The 22,971-nt window shown below is 46.9% G+C and carries 18 protein-coding genes; 14 read left to right on the top strand and 4 right to left on the bottom strand.

Features of this window, described 5'->3' with window-relative positions:
* The first annotated feature begins 91 nt into the window (after window positions 1–91).
* Both NCY57_RS00360 and NCY57_RS00355 read left to right on the top strand, forming a co-directional pair.
* Window positions 92–412 (top strand): putative heavy metal-binding protein, encoded by a 321-nt coding sequence (locus tag NCY57_RS00360; RefSeq protein WP_173733126.1) that lies wholly within the window; start codon window positions 92–94, stop codon window positions 410–412.
* Window positions 413–417: 5 nt separating this feature from the next.
* A complete protein-coding gene (locus NCY57_RS00355) occupies window positions 418–2,550 on the top strand; it encodes a HelD family protein (protein WP_173733127.1) in 2,133 nt (710 codons plus the stop codon).
* Window positions 2,551–2,664: 114 nt separating this feature from the next.
* Here the strand turns inward: NCY57_RS00355 and NCY57_RS00350 are convergent, their stop codons facing one another.
* Both NCY57_RS00350 and NCY57_RS00345 read right to left on the bottom strand, forming a co-directional pair.
* Window positions 2,665–3,795 carry a pyridoxal-phosphate-dependent aminotransferase family protein gene (locus NCY57_RS00350; protein WP_173733128.1) on the bottom strand — a complete coding sequence of 377 codons (1,131 nt, stop codon included), beginning with the start codon at window positions 3,793–3,795 and terminating at the stop codon, window positions 2,665–2,667.
* A gap of 54 nt (window positions 3,796–3,849) precedes the next feature.
* Complete coding sequence (locus tag NCY57_RS00345; protein ID WP_059086010.1) at window positions 3,850–4,407, bottom strand: ECF transporter S component; 558 nt, start codon at window positions 4,405–4,407, stop codon at window positions 3,850–3,852.
* 443 nt (window positions 4,408–4,850) lie between these two features.
* On the opposite strand from NCY57_RS00345, the gene NCY57_RS00340 reads away from it, so the two are divergent.
* The 4 genes from NCY57_RS00340 to NCY57_RS00325 all read left to right on the top strand — a co-directional run bounded on the left by NCY57_RS00340 (window position 4,851) and on the right by NCY57_RS00325 (window position 9,799).
* Entirely contained in the window at window positions 4,851–5,981 is a 1,131-nt protein-coding gene (locus tag NCY57_RS00340; protein WP_250789328.1) for a hypothetical protein, read from the top strand.
* A gap of 176 nt (window positions 5,982–6,157) precedes the next feature.
* Window positions 6,158–6,931, top strand: a complete 774-nt coding sequence (locus NCY57_RS00335) for a class I SAM-dependent DNA methyltransferase (RefSeq protein WP_173733129.1) — start codon at window positions 6,158–6,160, stop codon at window positions 6,929–6,931.
* 17 nt (window positions 6,932–6,948) lie between these two features.
* Complete coding sequence (gene hslO / locus NCY57_RS00330; protein ID WP_110103234.1) at window positions 6,949–7,830, top strand: Hsp33 family molecular chaperone HslO; 882 nt, start codon at window positions 6,949–6,951, stop codon at window positions 7,828–7,830.
* 19 nt (window positions 7,831–7,849) lie between these two features.
* A complete protein-coding gene (locus NCY57_RS00325) occupies window positions 7,850–9,799 on the top strand; it encodes an NAD(+) synthase (RefSeq protein ID WP_250789327.1) in 1,950 nt (649 codons plus the stop codon).
* 23 nt (window positions 9,800–9,822) lie between these two features.
* Here the strand turns inward: NCY57_RS00325 and NCY57_RS00320 are convergent, their stop codons facing one another.
* Complete coding sequence (locus NCY57_RS00320) at window positions 9,823–10,260, bottom strand: hypothetical protein (protein WP_022426589.1); 438 nt, start codon at window positions 10,258–10,260, stop codon at window positions 9,823–9,825.
* A gap of 167 nt (window positions 10,261–10,427) precedes the next feature.
* Between NCY57_RS00320 and addB the strand changes: the two genes are divergently transcribed.
* Together addB and addA are read left to right on the top strand one after the other, a co-directional pair.
* A complete protein-coding gene (gene addB / locus NCY57_RS00315) occupies window positions 10,428–13,850 on the top strand; it encodes a helicase-exonuclease AddAB subunit AddB (RefSeq protein ID WP_330638936.1) in 3,423 nt (1,140 codons plus the stop codon).
* A complete protein-coding gene (gene addA / locus NCY57_RS00310; RefSeq protein ID WP_250789325.1) occupies window positions 13,831–17,553 on the top strand; it encodes a helicase-exonuclease AddAB subunit AddA in 3,723 nt (1,240 codons plus the stop codon). Before addB ends, addA begins: the two co-directional genes overlap by 20 nt.
* Window positions 17,554–17,605: 52 nt before the next feature.
* Here the strand turns inward: addA and NCY57_RS00305 are convergent, their stop codons facing one another.
* Window positions 17,606–19,066, bottom strand: a complete 1,461-nt coding sequence (locus NCY57_RS00305) for an RsmF rRNA methyltransferase first C-terminal domain-containing protein (protein ID WP_250789323.1) — start codon at window positions 19,064–19,066, stop codon at window positions 17,606–17,608.
* A 256-nt stretch (window positions 19,067–19,322) separates the two neighbouring features.
* Here NCY57_RS00305 and NCY57_RS00300 point away from each other — a divergent pair, with 256 nt between their 5' ends.
* The 6 genes from NCY57_RS00300 (at window position 19,323) to NCY57_RS00275 (ending at window position 22,931) form a co-directional block, all read left to right on the top strand.
* Window positions 19,323–19,640: a PadR family transcriptional regulator gene (locus NCY57_RS00300; protein WP_015527209.1), complete on the top strand. Its 318-nt coding sequence runs from the start codon at window positions 19,323–19,325 to the stop codon at window positions 19,638–19,640.
* Window positions 19,641–19,642: 2 nt separating this feature from the next.
* Entirely contained in the window at window positions 19,643–20,419 is a 777-nt protein-coding gene (locus NCY57_RS00295; protein ID WP_250789322.1) for a DUF1700 domain-containing protein, read from the top strand.
* On the top strand, window positions 20,416–21,333 hold the full coding sequence (locus NCY57_RS00290) for a DUF4097 family beta strand repeat-containing protein (protein ID WP_250789320.1): 918 nt from the start codon (window positions 20,416–20,418) through the stop codon (window positions 21,331–21,333). The genes NCY57_RS00295 and NCY57_RS00290 overlap by 4 nt, the downstream gene beginning before the upstream one ends.
* Window positions 21,334–21,346: 13 nt before the next feature.
* On the top strand, window positions 21,347–21,529 hold the full coding sequence (locus NCY57_RS00285) for a PspC domain-containing protein (RefSeq protein ID WP_015527206.1): 183 nt from the start codon (window positions 21,347–21,349) through the stop codon (window positions 21,527–21,529).
* Between the two features lie 97 nt (window positions 21,530–21,626).
* The gene (locus NCY57_RS00280; protein ID WP_015527205.1) at window positions 21,627–21,818 is read left to right on the top strand and encodes a small, acid-soluble spore protein, alpha/beta type; all 192 of its coding nucleotides are present in this window, start codon (window positions 21,627–21,629) and stop codon (window positions 21,816–21,818) included.
* Between the two features lie 168 nt (window positions 21,819–21,986).
* Window positions 21,987–22,931: a DUF308 domain-containing protein gene (locus NCY57_RS00275; protein WP_250789318.1), complete on the top strand. Its 945-nt coding sequence runs from the start codon at window positions 21,987–21,989 to the stop codon at window positions 22,929–22,931.
* Window positions 22,932–22,971: the final 40 nt, after the last annotated feature.

Genomic DNA, 22,971 nt, shown 5'->3' with positions numbered 1-22,971 from the left:
GGTATAATTCTGTAATAAACACTCCGGAGCATGTTTTCGGAAATAATCCTGGAGTGTCCATGAAAAATGACAGAAACGGGAGGATTTTACCATGATCATAACGACAACACCATCGGTAGAGGGAAGAGCAATCCGTGAATATAAAGGAATCGTATTTGGAGAGGTGATCTCAGGAGTAAATTTTATGAAAGATCTTGGCGCGGGTCTTCGGAATTTCTTTGGCGGCAGAAGTGCCTGTTATGAGGAAGAACTTCAGAAAGCCAGAGAAGATGCCTTGGCAGAGCTGGAGCAGCGCGCAGGTGTAATGGGAGCTAATGCAGTGATCGGTGTGGATATTGATTACGAAGTGCTTGGCGCGGATAATGGCATGCTGATGGTTACAGCAAGCGGAACAGCGGTAGTGGTGGATTAAGGCGTATGGCAGCAGAAAACGGACGTGAATACCTTTTACATGTAACAGAGACATTAAAGCACCGGATCACACAGCTGGATGATTCCATAGAGGCCGGTCAGAAAGAAATCGAAGGAATGCACGAGTATTACTGGGAAAACTACACAGAAATGGACCAGTATGGCTACGAAAATTTTGATAACCAGCAGGCACTTCTCCATGAGATCAATGCCAGCAATGAAAAGATCGAGCTGCGCCGCAGATTCCGTAAGATGATGGATTCACCATTCTTTGGCAGAGTGGATTTCTGCTATGAGGGTGATGATGAGCCGGAGATCTTTTATATAGGTATCGCAAACCTTGCGGAGGAAAATGGTGGTCTGCCTCTGATCTATGACTGGAGGGCACCGGTGTCCGGATTGTTCTATGATTTTGACAAAGGACCGGCCTCCTATCAGGCCCCATTGGGTGATATCCATGGAGATATTGCGGCAAAGTGGCAGTATAAGATCCGTGGCGGAAAAATGATCTACGAGTTCGAGAGCGATGTGAAAATTGATGATGAGATCCTGAAGGCAGAGCTTGGAAGCAACGGAGATGTACAGCTGAAAAACATTATCCGAACCATTCAGAAGGAGCAGAATGCTATTATCCGAAACACCTCGGACAGGATCATGGTGATCCAGGGGGCTGCAGGAAGCGGAAAGACTTCCATTGCCCTGCACAGGATCGCATATCTCCTTTATCATGACAGAAAGAATCTGAAATCCTCTTCTGTGCTGGTACTTTCGCCCAACGGAGTATTTTCGGATTATATTTCCCATATCCTGCCGGAGCTTGGTGAGGAGAACATCCGGGAGATGAGCTTTGATCTTTTTGCCTATAAGAGACTGAAAAATACAGTGTCTGACTGCGAGGATCGTTATGATCTGATCGAGCGGCAGATCTCAGGCTTATGTGATGAGGAGCTTCTGAAGGAAAAACAGTCCCGGGATTTTCTGGACCGTATGGAAGGGTATCTGGCAGAACTGGAAGACAGTCTTATGAATTTCCGGGATATAGAACATCGTGGCGTAGTAAAAAAAGAACAGGAAATTATTGAACTGTTTTATTTTAAATTCATGGATATCCCGCTGCTTTCCAGAATGGATGCAGTGGCAGAGTATTTCATTGATGAGGTGGAAACGCTGAAGGGCTTTGACCTTCCGGAGGAAGAAAGGGATGCTGTGAAGAGTCGTTTTTACCGGATGTATGAGACAAGAGATCTTTATGTGTTATACAATCGTTTCCTGAGGCAGGAGGGATTTCCGGCGCTTCCACAGGTACAGTACGAAAAAAGAAAGCTTCGTTATGAGGATGTGTATCCGGTTCTGTATCTGAAATACCGTCTGGAGACCCAGCAGGAAGACAGCGGTGTCCGCCATCTGATCGTGGATGAGATGCAGGATTATTCCATGATCCAGTATCTCATCATCCAGAGGCTTTTTAAATGCAAAATGACGATCCTGGGAGATCGGGAGCAGACCATGGATGGGGACCAGCAGGATGTGCTTACATTCCTTCCGAAGATCTTTGGCAAGGATATCAGAAGGATCGTGATGAATAAGAGCTATCGTAATACCATTGAGATTGCTTCCTATGCGAATAAGCTTGCGGGGATCACAGAGGTGGAGCTTTTTGAACGCCATGGAAAACCGGTGGAAGAGAAAGAATTTACGGGGCTTACCGAGGCACTGGAGCGTGTGGTAAAGGAACTGAGACTGGAGAAGCAGACAGTGGCGGAAGCCGACGAAGACATGCCGGAAAATGCGGCTTCGGAGACAGATGGGACTGAGACCGGGGAGGAGCTTTCTTACGAGACAGCAGCGGTGATCACCAGAACTGCAGATGAAGCGAGAGAGGCATATTATATTCTTCAGAAAAAACTGGAAGCAGAGGGCTTTGACACAAAGGAAAGGCTGTCACTGCTTCACAGGGACAGCACAAATTTCAAAAAAGGTCTTACTGTTACCACGTTTTATATGGCAAAGGGACTGGAATTTGATCAGGTATTTTCTGTATTTCCGGGGACTGACAGAAGTCCGATCGTGCAGAGAGCCAGATATATTGCGGCAACCAGGGCGTTGCATGAATTGTATATGTATGAAATAACAGAATAAATAACATTACAAAACGCTGTAAATGGAAATGTGAGCTGTCTCTTCATCTTACCGGCTATACCGGCAAAATGGAGAAACAGCAGTGATAAATTTTCTTTTACAGCGTTTTTTTGTCTATTTCATATTTTCGCAGAAGATTTCTTCCATGGATCCGGTAAGAGGAACGCCAAGCTTCTGCAGGGTTCCGTCCAGAGCATGGAAAACTTCACGTACATTGTAGAAAGCTGCATTATTTCCCATGTGACCGATGCGGATAACCTTTCCGGCAAGGACATCGAAGGAGCCTGCCAGCATGATGTTATAGTCTTTTCTGACTCCGTCCAGGATCGCAGCAGCAGTGGTGCCTTTCGGGACTTCAAAAACAGTTACCGTGTTGGAATAGCCGCTGTGGAGATACAGCTTAAGTCCGGCTCCTGTAATGGCCTTTCGGGAGGCTGCGGCGATTTTGGCATGGCGTGTAAGGATCCCGGGATCATCGGCAATGTTGTCAATAGCAGCCCGCAGGCCATAGATATCGCTGATCGGCATGGTATATGGAAACCATTTTTCTTCATAATAATGTGCGAAGGTTGTGAGATTTGCGTAGAAAGAAGCAATGGGTGTCTTTCTTTCAGTCATTGCCTTCTTTGCATCGCTGCTGACTACAACAAAGGTAAGTCCCGGAGGTGCAGATACCACCTTCTGCGATCCGCCGCACATGATATCGATCTGGCATGCATCAATGTTCAGAGGCTCGCCGAAGGAAGCGGAGACAGAATCTACAACAGTAAGGATCCCGTATTTTTTTAGAAGCGGGCAGATGGCAGATACATCGTTGAGCATGCCACTTGGAGTATCGCCGTGTACTACGGTTGCATATTTGTAGTTATGGTTATCCGCAAGGAAGGCTTCCAGTTCCTTTACATCGAGAGTGTTCTGATAATCTCTGGTATAAAGCTCCGGTCTGCCTCCGTACATGGAAACAAAATCGGCAAAGCCTTTTCCGTAGATACCATTGTCCAGAACAAGAACCTTATCTCCGGGCTCAGTCATGGAAGCAATGGCAGCCTCCAGTCCAAGGATACCCTCACCGCTTAAGATGAGGGTTTCGTTGGAGGTATGGAGAAGAGTGCTGATCTTCTCGCAGGTTTCTTTATAAAATTCGACAAAATCTTCGTCCAGATCCGGATTTGTGCATTCCATGCTTCTTGCCAGACGGACATTTTCTGCGACCTGTGTAGGTCCCGGTGTCATGATCTTATACATAAGCTCACCTCTTGATCTTTATATTATTTCCGCAAATTACGGCAGCTGTTACAGCTATTTTTTTAATCCGGTTTTTCTTGCTGCAAGGTTTAATGGTGTGATCACTACGAGAACGATGACAGCTGCAACACCGATCTGGACCAGGTTTCCCGGGATGGAAGATACCGGTGCCAGTGGATTTCCGTAGATGATAACCTCTGCAATGTAGTATCCTGCAACCTTGATCACGCAGGCTGCGGCAATGGCGATCACATACCATTTCATGTTCTGGTGCCGGGGATCCTCTGTGAGCTTACCTACTGTGAAGCCCATGATCCCTACAATAATAAGAGTAAATGGTGCCCACAGGGTCCAGCCGGAGAGAAGGTCAAAGAGCCCCATTCCGATCCCACCGGCAATGGCTCCGGTTTTCTTTCCGAATAAAATGGCACCGATGAATAACGGTACATTTCCAAGGTGGATCAGTCCGCCGTTGGCTGCGATCGGAAGCTTAACATTAATAAATGCGGTGAAGATATAAGTCAGTGCAACAAATGCGGCTGTAATGGTGAGAAACTGAACAGATGAAAGCTCCTGGTCAGTTCTCTGAGATGTCTGAACTGCTTTTTCCATAGTGATAGATCCTTTCCCGAAAACATCGATGTATGGATGTCCTCTTTTCATATATTTTTGGTTGGGTATACTTTACAACATGAGTGTACATGAATAAAGACACAATTATAGAAAAAAAAGAGGGGACAGATTCAAGGAGATATTTGTCATTAAAACAGGAGGCTTACTTGGTGGGGAATAAATCAGAACTTTCGTAATGAAGGCGTAAAACGGGAAATACAGGATCAGCATAAGAAGAGAATAAGATAGGTATATCTGGGAAAATTATAATGTTAGAAAAATCCTGTACGGAGCAGGATATCTGCTTACAGGATATTCATAAAGTACAGGGAGAAATCAATTGACAAAGCTGTAATAAAATCGTAAACTATAGCAAAGAGTGTGTTCAGGAGTGAATATTCCGGACACACTTTGTGACTGATGATGATTATGAGGAGGATACTATGAAGAATAAAAAATTTATTGCACTTTTAGCTATGACTGTTGCTCTTTCTGGTGTCATGACGGCATGTAGTTTCGGAGGAGGAAAAGAGGACAGCGTGGTTGTGGAGTCTACTCCTACTCCGACACCGGCGAAAAAAGCGAAGGTTACACCGACTGTTGCAGCAGACGCACAGAATACAACCTATACATCCAAGGATAAATCCGTAGCGATCAAGCTTCCAGATGCAACCTGGGCCAACAAGTCCGATGAGACAGATATGGTAAGCTTCGAGTCTCCGGACCAGGGCAGGATCCTGATCCTTCACGGCTCCGGTGCAGATCTGGAATCTGCAGTGATCCCGAACTCCCAGGATATGGCAGTTTCCATGACACAGGCAGAGAACATGGTAAATGGAACCGATTTTGAGATCCAGGATTACAAGGCAGATCAGAAAGACGGAATCAACATTTATTCCTATACTGTGAAATATAAGGATACGACCAAGAGTGACGGTTATGTATATGCTATCAATAAATACTTTGTAAATGACAGTGAGTATTACAGCCTTGTGGCATCTGTTAAAAAAGAGGATGCTCTGAAAAAGGTTCAGGAGTCTGTCGACAGCTTTGCGATCCTTGGTGATTCCACTCTGAAGAGTGCGGCAAATGGTTCCGCAGCCAAGACTGCCGGTAAAGGTAATGCAGCAGCTTCCTCTGACGGAAGTGCATCTGCAGATGGTAATGCAACAGCTTCTTCTGACGGAGCAGCAGATGGAACTACAGCTGCCGACGGAAGCACATCTACAGACGGAAGTGCAGCATCTGACGGAACATCTACAGACGGAAGCAGTACATCTGATGGTTCTTCCAATGGAACTGCATCCACTGACAGCAGCTCCTCCGGTGCTATCGTAAATGGCGGATTTACAGATGAGCAGCTTGGCAACACAGATGAGACAAGAACTATTTACAGAAACTCCGATGGTAAACCACGTGTTATCGTTCCGGACGGAAACGGTGCATGGATGGATAACGAAGGAAACCGTTTCACCTTCTCTTCTCAGTATGACTGTGATGTATATGAAGAGGATGGAACAAGCTTCTACTGGCACGGTGAGGCTGCAGACGTATACTATATGCCTGTACAGTAAAGCCTGGAGCAGCAGGAGATTCGGTTAGATAAGAATTCCGGGATCACAGCTTTTGTGGCTGCGGTCCCGGATTTTTTGTGTCATATTATGTCAGAGGCGTATACTTATACAGGAAGACATGGTATAATGTGAACGCTGCGGGCGATGGAACGCCCGGAAAATATTTGGAGGTTTTTATGGAAGCATACAGTGATTTTGCCAGAGTTTATGACATTTTCATGGATAATGTGGAATATGAAAAATGGGCGGAATATCTTATAGGAAGTCTTAAAGAATACGGAATTGAAGACGGGATCGTGCTGGAACTTGGCTGTGGGACCGGAGTGATGACAGAGCTTCTGGCTGAGTCCGGTTATGATATGATCGGTGTGGATAACTCTGAGGAAATGCTTGGCGAAGCCATGGAAAAACGTGCAGAATCCGGTCATGAGATCCTTTATCTGGAACAGGATATGCGGGAGTTTGAACTTTATGGAACGGTACGTGCTGTCGTCAGCGTCTGTGACTGTATGAATTACATCACAGAGGAGGATGATCTGCTTACTGTATTTAAACTGGTGAACAATTATCTTGATCCGGATGGAATTTTCATATTTGATATGAACACCCCGTATAAATACCGGGAAATGCTTGGAAATACGACTATTGCAGAGAATCGGGAAGAGGGAAGCTTTATCTGGGAAAATGAATTTGATGAGGAGGCCGGGATCAATGTGTATGATCTGACTCTGTTTCTTCCGAGAGAAGATGGTCTTTATGAGAGAGACGAGGAAATTCATTACCAGAAGGCCTATGATCCGGAGAAAGTAAGGGAACTTCTTGAAAAGGCAGGCCTGATCCCGCTGGCGGTTTATGACGCATACACCAAGGATGCACCGAAGCCGGACAGCGGAAGACTGACTTTTGTGGCCAGAGAACATGGAAAGGAAATTCCGTCAGACGAGAAATAAAGGAGGAAATTTTTTATATGAGTGATTATATTGTAAGAGCAACAGCGGCAAACAGCCAGATCCGTGCATTTGCGGCTGTTACAACCGATATGGTGGAGACAGCGAGAAAGAATCATAACACCAGTCCGGTGGCAACAGCGGCACTGGGACGTCTCCTTACCGGCGGTGCCATGATGGGAGCTATGATGAAAGGAGAAAAGGATCTCCTTACACTTCGGATCCATGCAGGAGGACCACTGCAGGGAATCACAGTAACTGCAGATTCTCACGGAAATGTAAAGGGCTATGTGGGGAATCCGGATGTATGTATCCCGGCAAACAGCAAAGGCAAGCTGGATGTTGCGGGAGCTGTCGGCGTAGGCTTTATGGATGTGATCAAGGATATGGGACTGAAAGAGCCATATGTGGGACAGGTTGCTCTTCAGACCAGCGAGATCGCAGAAGATCTCACCTATTATTTTGCAACCAGCGAGCAGGTTCCGTCTGCGGTAGGACTGGGTGTGCTGATGAATAAGGATAATACAGTCCGTCAGGCGGGAGGCTTTATTGTACAGCTGATGCCTTTTGCAGAGGAAGAGGTGATCGCAAAGCTTGAGGAAAACGTATCAAAGATCGATTCTGTTACCAATCTTCTGGAGCAGGGACACACACCGGAAAGTCTTCTTGAAAAAGTACTGGAAGGCTTTGACATAGAGATCAATGATACACTGCCCACACAGTTCCATTGCAACTGCTGCAGAGAGCGTGTGGAAAAAGCGCTGATCAGCATCGGAAGAAAAGAACTTAACGAGATGATCCAGGAAGGCAAGGACATTGAGACGAACTGCCATTTCTGCAATAAGAATTATAATTTTACCGTGGAAGATCTTAAGAGGATCATAAGAGAGTGCAAGCGATAAAACTCGGGAGGAAGAAAAAATGAAGCATGGTTTTATCAAGGTGGCAGCGGCAACGCCGAGAGTTACCGTTGCAGACTGCAAGGCAAACGGAGAGGAAATCCTGAAGGCCATTCATGAAATGGAAAAGGAACATGTCAAGCTGATGGTATTTCCGGAATTTTGTATCACAGGATATACCTGTCACGATCTTTTTCTCCAGAGATGTCTTCTGGACAGTGCGTGGGATGAGCTTCTGCATATTGCAGAGGAGACAAGGGAGACGGACGCCCTGATCTTTGTGGGACTCCCGCTGCGTCACAGAGGCAAGCTCTATAATGTGGCAGCAGCTCTGAATCATGGCCGTATCGTGGGATTTGTGCCGAAGACGCATATTCCGAATTATAATGAGTTTTATGAGCAGAGACAGTTTGCAGGTGCAGAGGTAGAAGATGTGGAATTTGTGGACTTCCTGAAGTGCGAGAAAAATGAGGAGGATGAGTTCTGGGATGAAATTCCTTTTGGAACAGAGCTGATCTTTGAATGTAAGGAATTTCCGGAATTCACCGTTGCAGCAGAGCTTTGTGAGGATCTCTGGGTCCCTGCGCCGCCAAGTATCCGTCATGCCGTCAACGGTGCGCATATCATCGTTAATCTTTCTGCCAGTGATGAGATGGTAGGTAAGGATTCCTACCGGAGAACTCTGATAAGCGGGCAGTCAGCACGACTGATCTGCGGATATATTTATGCCAGTGCAGGGGAAGGGGAGTCTACCCAGGATCTCGTGTTTGGCGGACAGAATATGATCGCAGAGAACGGTTCCATGCTTGCGGAAAGCAGACGCTTTGAGAACGGCATCATTTACAGTGAGATTGATGTGCAGAGACTGGCTGATGAGAGAAGAAGAATGTCCACGTATCCGGCAGTTTCTACCTGCAGTCATACAAGAGTTGATTTTTCCGTAGCAGAGGAGGAAACAAGACTTACCAGAAAATATCCACAGTATCCCTTCGTTCCGTCTGTGAAGGAAGAGCGTGATGAGCGCTGCGAGGAGATCCTGAACATCCAGGCTATGGGACTTAAGAAACGTATGGAGCATATCCACAGCAGGAGTGCGGTAGTAGGACTTTCCGGAGGACTGGATTCTACCCTGGCGCTTCTTGTAATGGCACGTGCCTTTGACCGGATGGAAATGCCGAGAGAACAGATCCACTGTGTGACCATGCCATGCTTTGGAACCACAGACAGAACCTATCAGAATGCCTGCAAGTTAAGCCGCTGCCTTGGTGCAAGGCTTACCGAGGTAAATATTAAAGAGGCGGTAAATATCCATTTCCGGGATATCGGACATGATCCGGAGATCCACGATGTGACGTATGAGAACAGCCAGGCACGTGAGCGTACGCAGATCCTGATGGATACGGCAAACAAGGAAGGCGGTGTTCTTGTGGGAACCGGAGACCTTTCCGAGCTGGCTCTTGGCTGGGCAACCTATAATGGCGATCACATGTCCATGTATGGTGTAAATGCTTCTGTCCCGAAGACACTGGTACGTCATCTGGTACGTTATTATGCGGATACCTGCGGAGATGAGGAACTGAAGGAGGTTCTTCTGGATATCCTGGATACTCCGGTAAGCCCGGAGCTTCTTCCTCCTAAGGATGGCAAGATCGCCCAGAAGACGGAGGATCTGGTAGGACCTTATGAGCTTCATGATTTTTATCTGTATTACATGCTGCGTGCAGGATTTACACCGGATAAGATCTACAGGCTTGCCTGCTTGACCTTTGAGGGGATTTATGATAAAGAGACGATCCTGAAATGGCTGAAAACCTTCTATCGGAGATTTTTTGCCCAGCAGTTCAAGCGTTCCTGTCTGCCGGATGGCCCGAAGGTAGGTAGTGTGGCACTTTCTCCAAGAGGAGATCTCAGAATGCCAAGTGATGCAAGTGCAAGGATCTGGCAGGATGTGCTGGAGAAGATTGAAATCTGAACGTAGATTGCAAAGCGGAGAGCTTAAGTGTTCTCCGCTTTTTTTACTGCATCCGTGATAGCTGAAAGGAGTACCTGGGAGGTATATTTCCGGTCTCCTGCGTACTGAATGTCTTCCAGGGACTGACTGGAATAGATCTGACTTGCCAAAGAATCCAGAACCGGTTCCATAAGAGGATAGGAAGCTTTTGTGGCTTCATTTAAATTCACCAGACGGATGGCCTTGATCCTGTCAGCATTTACAGTAACTTCCACATCGAAGGTATTCTCGTTCAGGGTGATGGAAGAGGTATAGACGCCCGGCTTGTAGCGGGATTTTTCGCTGGCTGTATGACTGGCATTTTTTCCGGGACCGAACATGAAGAAAAGAACGACAGCCAGAACAACAGCGAGAGCCAGAAAGACAGCTGTGTAAATGATCTCTTTCATATGTAGGACGATGATCCTGGTTTTGGAACTCATGGCGCACGCCTCCCAAAGCTTTTTATATAGTTTATTATCGGGAGGGAGGATTTATGCCACAGCTGTGCGCAGGTTATCCGATACTGTGCCTGGAAAAATAAGGAAAAGAGCAGGCAGATATTTCAGAATATAGAGAACGACCGTTCTATAGGAGCAGAATTTGTGGTATGATAGGAATACTTCAGGCGCAGGATGGCGCCGGAATGACTGAAAATCTGCAAGTGATCGGGAGGATGAAGATGTCATTACAGTTTATCATAGGAAGTTCCGGAAGCGGAAAATCCTGTTATGCTTATCAGAATATCATAGAACAGGCGGGGCTGCATCCTGAGAAGCTTTTTTATGTGATCGTGCCGGAGCAGTTTACCATGCAGACCCAGAAGACACTGGTGGAGATGAGTCCGGGCAGGGGAATCCTGAATATTGATATCCTGAGCTTTGAGCGTCTTGCATACCGTGTTCTGGAGGAAGTTGGAGGAGATAGCCGCATCCTTCTGGAAGAAACCGGTAAGAGTATGGTGCTGCAGAAGATGGTACAGCAGCATGGAAAGGAGCTTTCCTATCTGGGAGGTCAGATGCGTAAAGCGGGATACCTGGATGAAGTGAAGTCTATCCTGTCGGAGTTTATGCAGTACGATATCCGGGACAGTGAGATCCAGGAGATGATCGAGGATTCCGGTGACAGAGCGTTACTTCAGATGAAGCTGAAAGACGTAGCTGTTCTTTACCAGGCATTTACCGGATATCTGAAGGATCATTATATGACAGGAGAAGAAGTAATGGATGCGCTGGAAAAAGCTCTTCCGTTTTCTGAAAAAATGAAAAACAGTGTACTCCTTCTGGATGGTTACACCGGTTTTACGCCTATTCAGATGCGTGTTGTGGGAGAACTTCTTGCTGTCTGTGAGAAGGTGATGGTAACGGTGACCATGGATGCGGATGAGAATCTGAGCATGAGAGGAAAACCTTATCAGCTTTTTTATATGAGCCGTCAGATGATCCACGGGCTTTCGGAGCTGACCAGGGAGATCGAGACACCGGTTCTTTTGAAGGATGTGGGAAAATCCCGCTTTTCCCAGGCACCTGCCCTTCATTTCCTTGAAAAAAATATCTTCCGTTACCGAAAAAATATATATAAAAAAGCGCAGGATGAGATCTGCATGTTTTCGGCAGTGAACCCGCAGAAAGAAATGGAAGAAGCTGCCCGCCGGATCGCCAGACTTGTAAGGGAAAAGGGCTGCCGTTACGGTGAGATCGCCGTGATCACAGGTAACCTGGAGGAGTATGGAAATCTTGCAAAGCAGGTATTTACAGCAGCAGGGATCCCGTATTTCATTGATGAGAAGCATACGGTCCTGATGAATCCGTTTGTAGAATATTTCCGGGCAGCACTTGAGATGGCAGTGCAGGATTTTTCCTATGAGAGTGTATTCCGGTATCTCCGGTGCGGAATGTCCTGTGTGACCAGGGAGGAAGCAGACCTTCTGGAGAATTATGTGCTGGCTCTTGGTATCCGTGGATTTAAGAAATGGGATGAAGTGTGGGTGCGTATTTACCGGGGAATGCCGCCGGAAAGCATTCAGAGGCTTAATGAGATCCGGCAGCGGTTCGCAGATGAGACCAGAGAGCTTGCGCTAAGCTTTAAAGGTGGGAAAAAGACGGTGCGGGAATACTGTACTTTTCTCTACGAGTTTGCAGTGCGGAGCCAGGTGCAGCAGAAACTGAAGCATCAGGAACTGAAATTCAAGGAACAGGGCGACAAGGCCATGGAAAAGGAATATGCCCAGATCTACGGAATTGTTATGGAACTTCTGGATAATATGGTGGAGATCCTTGGAGAGGAAACCGTGAACCGCCAGGATTTCCGTCAGCTTCTGGAAACAGGACTGAACCAGGCCAAGGTGGCTCTGATCCCGCCAAGTATGGACCAGGTACTTGTGGGAGATATGGAGAGAACCAGGCTGAAGGATATCCGTGCACTGTTTTTTGTGGGAGTAAATGAAGGGAATATTCCGAAGAATACATCCGGTGGAGGAATGCTTACGGAGATTGACAGAGAATTTTTTAAAGATCAGGGGATCCAGCTTGCACCGGGGCCCAAGGAACTGATGAACATGCAGCGATTTTATCTGTATCTGAACATGACCAAGCCAAGAGAACTGCTCTGTCTGTCCTTCTGTCAGTCTGACAGCCAGGGAAAAGCCCTGAGTCCGGCCTTTCTTGTCAGTAATATCCGGGAGATGTTTCCGGAAATGAAGATCCGGCAGTGCGGAGATATGCAGGAACCTATGGAATTACTGGAGCTTCCGGGAATCAGCCTGGATTATTTTCTGAGAGGGCTTGCAGGAGAAGCTTACCAGGATAATGCGGTCTTCCAGGAACTGTACAGCTGGTATCTTCAGAGCCCAGAATACCGGATCCTTGTAAAAAAGCTTACAGAGGCATCTTTTTCAGAACGACCGTCAGATAAGATCGGAAAAACAGTGGCAAAGATCCTCTATGGAGAAATTTCCCCGTACAGTGCTACCCGGCTGGAGCGTTTTGCGGCCTGTGCATTTGCACATTTTCTGCAGTATGGCCTGAAGGTTACAGAACGTGCAGAGTATGAGTTCCGGGCTATGGATATGGGAAATGTCATGCATATGGCACTGGAAAAATTTGCGGCGGAAGTCCGAAAAGAGGGACTGGACTGGGCAGAGCTTACGGAGGAAGAGCGAAACCGTATCATAGACAGCTGTCTGGATCAGGTTTCCGCAGATTACGGAAATACGATCCTTAAAAGCAGTGCGAGAAATGAATATATGATCGAACGGACCAGACGTATTTTGCGGCGTACCGTATGGGCTTTGCAGGAACAGCTGAAGCATGGAGCATTCCGGCCGGAAGGATTTGAGGTGAGGTTTCAGGGCGGAAGGATCGACCGTGTGGATATCATGGAAGAACCGGAGAACAACCGGGTCTATGTGAAGGTGATCGATTATAAAACCGGAAATACTTCGTTTGATCTGCTGGCGTTGTATCATGGCCTTCAGCTTCAGCTGATGGTCTATCTGGATGGAGCATTACAGGTGGAAAAACGGAAGTATCCGGATCGCGAGATCGTTCCGGCCGGTGTGTTTTATTATAATGTGAAGGATCCTATGATACAGGAGAAGATCCATGCGGATATGGAAAGCATCAATGAGCAGATGCTGAAGAAAATGAAAATGAACGGGCTTGTACAGGCAGATGATAATATGAGTACCAAAATCGACAGCACTATGGCCTCCATACCGGTATCCCTGAACCGGGACGGAAGCTTCAGCAAAAGATCTTCTGTTGCCTCAAGGAAGCAGTTTGATGCTCTGGGAGCGTATGTGCGGAGAAAGATCTGTGACATCAGGGAATCGATCCTGGATGGAAATGCGGCAGTGGAACCCTATGAACTTGGAAAAAAGAATGCCTGCACATATTGTCCGTATCTTACTGTGTGCGGCTTCGACAGGAAGATACCGGGATATGAGTTTCACAGGCTGTCGTCCATAGAAGAAGATGCACTGTGGAAAAAGATCATGAAGGGAGAGGAAGAGAATGGCAGTGAAATGGACTGAAGAGCAGAAAAAGGTCATCACGCTCCGAGACCGGAATATTCTGGTCAGCGCAGCAGCCGGTTCCGGTAAAACTGCAGTGCTGGTGCAGAGGATCTTAAGTAAGATCATGGATCCTTTGAAACCGGTGGACATTGACCGTCTTCTGATCATGACATTTACAAGGGCGGCAGCGGGAGAGATGCGGGAACGTATCGAACGTGGACTGGATCAGGCACTGGCTGAAGATCCGGATAATGAGCATCTGCAGAGACAGATGACGTTGATCCATACGGCACAGATCACTACCATTGACGGGTTTTGCGCCTATGTGATCCGAAATTATTTTCATCTGATCGGACTGGATCCGGGTTACCGGACTGCAGATGAGGGTGAACTGAAGCTTTTGCAGGAAGATGTGCTGAAGGAGCTTTTTGAAGATCATTATGCAGAAAGAAAGGCAGATTTTACTGCATTTGTGGAATGCTATGCGCCAGGAAAAACGGATGAAGGACTGAAGGAACATGTGCTGGAGCTTTATAATGCTGCGATGAGTAATCCATGGCCCGAAAAATGGCTGGACAGATGTGTGGAGAATTATCATCTGGATCCGGAAAAAGGTCTTGAGGGAACGCGATGGTTCCGATATCTGTGGGAGGCTGCAGACTGCGCACTGAAAGAAGCGGAAGAGCTTACAGAAACCGCAATGAAGACCTGTCAGCTCCAGGATGGACCGGAGCTTTATCTGGAGGCTCTGGAAAAGGATATGATACTGATTCGGCAGTTAAAACAACTGTCCGTTAAAAGGGATTATGATGAGATAGCGCAGAATCTCCGGAATCTGAAGTTTGCAAGACTTTCCTCAAAAAAAATGGAGGGAGTATCGGAGCAGCTGAAAAATCTGGTAAAAGCTCTTCGCGAAGATGCAAAAGATAATCTGAAGGAACTGGGAATCCGATATTTTTACGGAAATCTGGCTGAGCTGACGGAACTGACAGAAGCATCTGCACCACCGCTGGAGATGCTGGTAAAGCTGACAAAGGATTTTGCAGAACGTTTCCAGGCAAAGAAGCGTGAAAAAAATGTTCTGGATTTTTCAGATATGGAACATTTTGCCCTGGACATCCTTCTGAAAAAGGAAGGAGAAACCTATGTGCCCAGCCAGGCGGCAAGAGAGCTTTCTGAAAAATATGATGAGGTCCTGCTGGATGAGTATCAGGACAGTAATCTGGTTCAGGAGATCCTGATGCAGACAGTTTCCGGCTGGGTCAATGAACGCAAAAATATATTTATGGTAGGAGATGTAAAGCAGAGCATCTACCGTTTTCGTCTGGCCCGTCCGGAACTGTTCATGGAAAAATATAAGAGCTATTCACTGGAAGACAGTCCGGAACAGCGAATCGACCTGCACAAAAATTTCCGAAGCAGACCGGAAGTCCTTGAAAGTGTCAACTTTATTTTCCGGCAGATCATGGGGGAAGATCTGGGAGGAATTGCTTACGACGAGGCGGCAGCTCTGTATCCCGGAGCTTCTTTTCCGGAAGGCCAGGATCCGGAATTTGTAAAAACAGAGATTCTTCTTGTGGATAAATACAGTCCGCTGCTGGAAGAGGAGGATGAAGAAGTAACGGAGAATGAGAGAGAGCTGGAGGCCCTTGCCATTGCAGGAAGAATCCGATCTATGGTAGGGCATGAACGGGTGCTGGATAAGGAAACGGGAGAGTATCGACCTCTTCAATATGGAGATATCGTGATCCTGCTCCGATCTGCTTCTGGCTGGGCTGAAACCTTCGGGGAGGTTTTGAGTGCAAGAGGGATACCGGTATATACGGCCTCCAGAACCGGATATTTTTCTGCAACAGAGGTTGTGACACTGCTGAATTATCTCCGGATCCTGGATAATCCGCTGCAGGATATTCCCATGACCGGCGTACTGCGTTCACCGATCGTTGGATGTACCACAGAAGAGCTGGCTGAGCTTCGGATCGCATATCCGGAAGGAATGATCTATGAATGTGTGTGCAGGTTTGTGGAGGACTACAGAAAGCATGGGAGCTTTGAGGAAAACAAAAAAATCCTCGGAGAGAAGCTGTCCTGTTTTATGGACACCATGAATACACTTCGTGATAAGGCGGCTTACACGCCGGTCCATCAGCTGATCCTGGAGGTACTTGCACGTACCGGATATGGAGACCATGCAAAGGCAATGCCAAATGGTGAACAGAGGAATGCAAACCTGAACATGCTTGTGGAAAAGGCAATGGAATATGAGAAGACAAGCTATCGAGGCCTTTTTAATTTTGTAAGATATATCCAGAAGCTTCAGCAGTATCAGGTGGATTACGGGGAGGTAAATCTTTCCGGAACCGGGGAAAGTGCAGTACAGATTATGACAATCCATAAGAGCAAGGGACTGGAGTTTCCGGTAGTGTTTGCAGCAGGAATGGGAAAACGCTTTAATTTCCGGGATATGAACGCAAGTATCCTGATCCATCCGGAGCTGGGGATCGGTGCGGATGCGATCCTGCCGGAGAAGAGGATCATCGCTCCATCCCTGTGTAAGCAGATCATACGGAGAGCGCTTCTGATGGAAAGTCTCGGTGAAGAGCTGAGGGTACTTTATGTAGCGCTTACACGTGCAAAGGAAAAACTGATCCTCAGTGGAACCATTGGAGCCCTGCATCCGGAATTGGGGGAATTGTCCGCATTAAGGGACAGTGAGGAACCATTGCTTTCTCTGGGCAGAAGGCTTGGCGGGAAGACTTACTGGGATTATGTGCTTCCGGCACTGGCAAGGCATCGCTGCATGGCACCATTATTTCATGAGTATGGCATCTTTATGAATACCGCAAATCCTCTGTACAAAGATCCGGCAGAATTCAAAGTTACACGGGTCACAGCACGGGAACTGACAGAAAGTGAGGTTATGGAACAGGCAGAGCGGGAAATGAAGAAGGAAACACTGGAGAACTGGAATCCGGGCAGAGTTTTTGACAGTGAGATCCGGGAGGAGATCCAGAGACGTTTTTCCTTTGTATATCCCTATCACTATCTGGAAGATCTTCCTGTGAAGGTGAGTGTATCAGAACTGAAAAAGCGAAGCTACCACAGTGAGCAGGATCTGGAAGAAACGGTGGATTATGAGACGGAAGAAGAGATCCAGCCGCTGGTTCCCCGATTTATCGAGGAGAAGAAAGAGGAAGGGTATACAGGGGCACTTCGTGGAACGGCTTATCATCGTGTAATGGAATGCCTGGACTATCAGAAGACAGCAAACAAGGATGAGATCCGCAGACAGCTGAGAGAATGGGTTGACGCTAGGAAGATGGAAAGAAAAGAGGCTGAGTCGGTCCGGGTAAAGGATATCTGGAATTTTGTGGAAACACCTCTCGGACAGCGGATGAAAGCAGCTTCAGAGAAGAGACTTCTGTTCCGGGAGCAGCCTTTTGTGATCGCAAGAAAAGCTTCGGAGCTTGATCCGCAGTGGCAGTGTGAGGAAAATGTTCTGGTACAGGGAATCATTGATGCGTATTTTATAGAGGATGAAGAAATCGTTCTGGTGGATTATAAAACGGACTTTGTGAGACGTGGAGAAGAACAGAAGCTGATCGACCGTTATCATGTACAGCTGGAGGATTACGCCCAGGCGTTGGAACGGATGACAGGCCGGAAGGTGAAGGAACGGTATATTTATTCGTTTACTCTTGGAGAAGCGTTCAGTCTCTGATCTGAAAATGAAATGATATGTTAATGTGGGCAGATATCCTGCGGCGGAGAGATTACACTCTCCAGCCAGCAGGATATTTGTTTTTCAGGATCCCATTTACAAGCTTTCCGAAGCCGAGAGGATAACCGTCCACACAGAGAAGGTGCCAGCCTTTTTTGTGAGCGGCCTCTTCCGGCTCGATCATAAGAGTTTCGCCTTTCAGATAACGGGTAAGCCGCTCATCAGAAACCGGCAGGGAGATAACTGCTTCCACATCTCCTTTGTGAAGCGCCAGCGCCAGAGGCTGAGACGGCTCAAAACGGTTTTTCTTCAGATCACCCAGGTAGAGGCCGTTTCGAAGAAAGGAGATTCCGCGGAGATCCAGCGGGAAGGGCAGCTGATAGTATACTTTATCTTTGCGGACTTCCACACGGTTCCAGTCAAATTCCTGACCGCCGATGGTTTTCAGGCCGATCTCAGAGAAAAATTCCTCCAGCCATTTCCGGGTATTTTTGTCCGGTCCTTTTGCGGAAAAGCGGAAAACAGGTGGAAGAGAGTCACCTTTTTTGCGGAACAGGGCGAGAAAATGACCTTCGCCATCCATTTTGTGTGGAAAGATCCGGACGCATTTTTGAAGTTCTTCCGGATTAAATGCATTTAAGCTTAACGCGATTTCGGAATCGGAAGTGTCTGCTGTGCCGGCATATTCCGGGCGGCCGCTGGAGAAGCCTTCATATTCTGGCATTTCCATAAGTTCCATATCCGGGCGTTGTCTGAGAAGATAGGCTACCACTTCTTCGTCTTCACATGGGGAAAAAGTGCAGGTGGAATAAAGCAGCATTCCGCCCGGACGGAGCATATCGGCAGCTTTTAAGACCAGGTCTTTCTGGATATCAGAAAGCTCAGCAGATTTTTCCGGTGTCCAGTCGCGGGCAAGGGCTTCCTCTTTTCGGAACATGCCTTCCCCGGAGCATGGAGCGTCCAGAAGGATCTTATTGAAGAAAGCAGGAAAACGCTGGGCAAGTTTGGCGGGCTTTTCGTCGGTGACGAGCATATTTTTCATGCCAAAAAGCTCCAGATTCCTAAGAAGGGCTCTGGCTCTGGAAGTACTGATATCGTTGGCAAGAAGAAATCCGGTGTCATTTAAGGCTGCACCCAGGGCAGTGGCTTTTCCTCCGGGAGCTGCGCAGAGGTCCAGGACAAAATCTCCAGGTTCGATGGGAAGCCTGGAAGCCGGTGTCATGGCACTTGGTTCTTGGAGATAATAAAGGCCCGCCTGGTAGTAAGGACATCGTGCAGGGCGGCTTTCCTCCTCGTAGAAGTATCCGGTATTGATCCACGGGATCGGCCGGATAGGGAAAGGGGAAAGCGCCTGAAAATCCTGGCAGGAGAGCTTGGCAGTGTTTACACGTAGACCGTAGGTGCGGGGATTTTTGTAGCTTTTCAGGAAAGCATCATAATCATCTCCCAGCATTTCTTTCATACGCTCCAGAAAAGGAAGCGGTAATGTCTGTATTTTATCTGAATCTGTCATAATTTCCTCCATAATATAAACTTGACTCTTTCGAATATTGTGTGAAAAGAGTGGTTTCCGAAAAATATTATAAAGTATAGAGGGATTTTTCTAAATACTATTGACAAAACTATATTATACGATATATAGTATTATTCACAGAACAATATTACATGACTTATCATGTGAGCGTTGGATCGTGAAGTGATCGCGTTCATCAGCATGTAGTAAGACGGAATGTGAATGTCCGTTTTACAGGTCATAGAGAGGTGAGCAGATGGTATTTAATACAGGAGCAGCCCTCCTGGATGCGATCGTCCTGGCTGTTATTTCCAGAGAGAAGGACGGTACCTACGGGTACAAGATCACCCAGGATGTGCGAAGTGTTCTGGAGGTTTCAGAATCTACGCTGTATCCGGTCCTTCGCAGGCTTCAGAAGGATGAATGTCTGGAAGCCTACAATATGGAATATGCAGGCAGAAACCGGAAATATTATAAGCTGACAGATAAGGGCGCAGCGCAGCTGAATCTTTACAGAAGTGAATGGGAGATCTATTCATCCAAGATCACCAGGATGTTTGAGGAGGGAGTTTGATTATGAACAGAAAGCAGTTTATGGAACAGCTTGAACGGCTGCTTTCCGATATTTCAGAGGCAGAGAGACAGGAAGCACTGGAATATTATGAAGGATATTTTGATGATGCAGGTTCTGAGAATGAAGGAGAAGTGATCCGGGAACTGGGAAATCCGGGGAAAGTTGCTGCGATCATTAAGGCAGATCTTCAGGAGAACAGTGAAGATTACGGGGAATACACAGAGAACGGATATCAGGATACCCGTGTGAAAGAGAACGGGGAAATGCCGGACCATTATACAGAAGTAACCGTATACGGAAATGGACAGGGAGAGGCCCATCGTGATACGGGAAATACAGAAAATTTCGAAGACCGCAGGAAAAGACGTGCCCAGCGCGGCTATCACGCAGAGAAAAAGCAGAATAAGGCAGGAATCATTCTTGCGCTGATCGTTCTTGTTTTTGCGGCTCCTCTGATAAAAGGATTATTTGGCGGAGTACTGGGGATTTTGGTGACACTGGCATTGCTGCCTTTCCTGCTGACATTTTTTGCAGGAGCGGGATCGATCATCCTTGTGATCGGTGCAGCTGCGTGCATTGTTGTTGGGATTGCCATGACGGTGTCTCTTCCGCCGGCCGGAATCCTGACGATCGGTATCGGATGCCTGATGATGGCACTTGGACTTTTGTTACTGTTACTGACGGTGTGGTTTACAGGTAAGATATTGCCTGCGATCCTGCGGAAATTTACGGGATTCTGCAGCAATCTCCTGAATGGAAGAAAGGCGGAAAAAGTATGAAACGTTTTCTGAAGGTAATTCTGATCCTTGCAGCGGTATTCGGTGTGGCAGGCCTGGGACTTACTGCCGGCGGAGCTGCCATGGGAGCGACTATGGGAGATGTGAGTGTTCTGGATCAAGGAATCACGCAGGTGCTTCGTGTTCTGGATCATGAAGACAGCTGGGAAGTGGAAGATTCCGAGGAAGATATGGATGAGCAGGAGGACGATTTTCAGGCAGCTGCAGAGAGCGCGGTAACTGAGAAGGGCGTTCTGGCAGACAGTGCAGACAGTTCCGCATATACGAAAATATATGAGGCCTCGGCTGTGTCAGACCTTTTCTGTGATCTGAGATACGAAGAACTGGTTTTGAAAACATGGAATGAGGATAAAGTTCAGGTGAAAGTTTCAGGGAAGGATCACAATCGCATTCAGATCAGCAATAACAACGGTAGTCTGAGAATTGCAAGCAATCAAAAAGTGAGAAACCGTTCCATAGAAATTTTTTGCCCGGAAAACTTAAGCTTTCAGAAGATAAAACTTCAGATGGGAGCCGGAACCATCGAACTGGATGGTGATTTTAAAGCGGAGCAGATGGAAGTAAATGTGGGGGCCGGAACCATTGAAAATTCCGGCAGCCTGGATATAAAGGAAGCAGATTTTACAGTCGGAGTGGGAACTGCTGACATCAGTGAACTTCAGGTGGAGAATTTAAAAGGAAGCTGTGGTATGGGAGATATGGAGCTTACACTTACAGGAAAAGCTACTGAGTATAATTATGAGCTGAAATGTGGTCTTGGAAATCTGGAGGTGGATGATTCTCTGGAAACATCCATTACTTCCGGAAATAAACAGATCACAAATGAAGGTGCCACGAAAAATATAAAACTGGATTGCGGAATGGGAAACGTTCAGGTTGAATTTGAAGAAGATTAAAGGAGGAAGCATTATGAGTAACAAAAAACTATACAAATCATCAGTAAACCGTATGTTATGTGGTGTCTGCGGCGGAATTGCGGAATACTTTAATATCGATCCGACTCTTGTCCGGCTGGTATGGGTGATCATCACGCTGATGGGCGGAGCCGGAATCCTGGCATATATCATTGCGGCGATCATTATCCCGGATTAAAAATGACAGTACCCATAAAGGACGGACATATTTTTCAGAATGCATAATTTCTCCGGAAATTGTCCATACTCCATAAAAAAGATGAGGAGTGTGGAAGATGAACAGGGAGAAAGAAGTAAAAGCATATCTTGAGGGAAAGCTTTCCCAGGCGGAAAAACTGAAATACGAGATTGCCGATGAGATGGGAGTTCTGGATAAAGTGATCAAAGACGGGTGGAAAAGCCTTTCTGCAAAAGAAACCGGACGGATCGGTGGTCTTATGACAAAAAAGAAGAAACATAAAAAGTAAAATACAGCCTGAAGGAACAAGGCGAAATGACGCCGGAAAAGTCCTTCGGGCTGTATTGAATTATAAGAATATTTTTCTGGAAAAAAGAAATTTTTTTGACGGTTCAGGGTGGACTGACCAGTGGAAAAGAGCTATACTGTTGGAATAACAGAGGAGGTATGAAGGAACATGGGTGAAAAAATCAACAACATTCTAAAGGGTGAGATCATCTCCTCAGTATTTTATATACTGCTGGGACTTTGCCTGATTCTGATCCCCACGCAGACGGTGGACGTGATCTGCAAAGTAGTATTCGGGCTGATCCTCATCGGAGCTGGCATTTATCATATCTATATTTACATACGTGGAAAAGCGAAAGCTACGATCATGGATCTTCTAAGTGGTGTGGTTGTTTTTGTGCTAGGGGTGTTTCTTTTTATGACACCGTCTATCGTGATCAAACTGCTTCCATGGATGCTCAGCGCTTTTGTACTGGTTGACAGTCTGTGGAAGTTTAAAGGAGCATTCCTTCTGAAAAAAGGAGGAAACGGCGCATGGAGCGTGCTTCTGATCGGAAGTCTTGTTTTCATTGCACTTGGAATCGTGATGCTGTTTGGAAGATTTCCGAAGATCATGACTCTGCTGATCTTTTCCGGCTGGGTGCTGGTGTGCGACGGAGCTGCAGATATCGTATTCTATATTATTATGAAGCTGGGGCTTCGAAAGATCGCAAAAAAAGCGGAGACAGAGGAGGAAGATTCTGGTGCAGACAGTTCAGATGCTGTAAATGAAACGGCAGATATGGATGTGCCAAATGATATAAGAACCCAGGATGAAAACGCGCCGAGTGAGCAGCAGAGTGGGAAGGAAACAGAATATCCAACAGAAACTACAGCAGAGACTACAGCGGCTATGCCGGCGCAGGATGCAGACGGATATTTTGCGGACAGAAAAGAGACAGAAGAATCCACAGAACCGGAAGAAGAGCAAAAGCAGAAGAATTCCCGCTGGGAAAAAGAACCGGAGAATGTGGAGATGAAGCTCTGGGCTGTAGGCAAAGACCAGGCGGAAACCGGCAGCCTGAAGGATCTTCTGGACGGTTCCGATGAAGAACTGGAAGAGTGGAAGGACTGACCCTTCTCTTGCATCATCTGCCATTCCGTGGTAAGATGTG

The organism is Blautia sp. MB18-30, from assembly GCF_023669475.1.
GTDB lineage: Bacteria > Bacillota > Clostridia > Lachnospirales > Lachnospiraceae > Blautia_A > Blautia_A fusiformis.
This window is presented reverse-complemented; position numbering and strand designations above follow the sequence as displayed.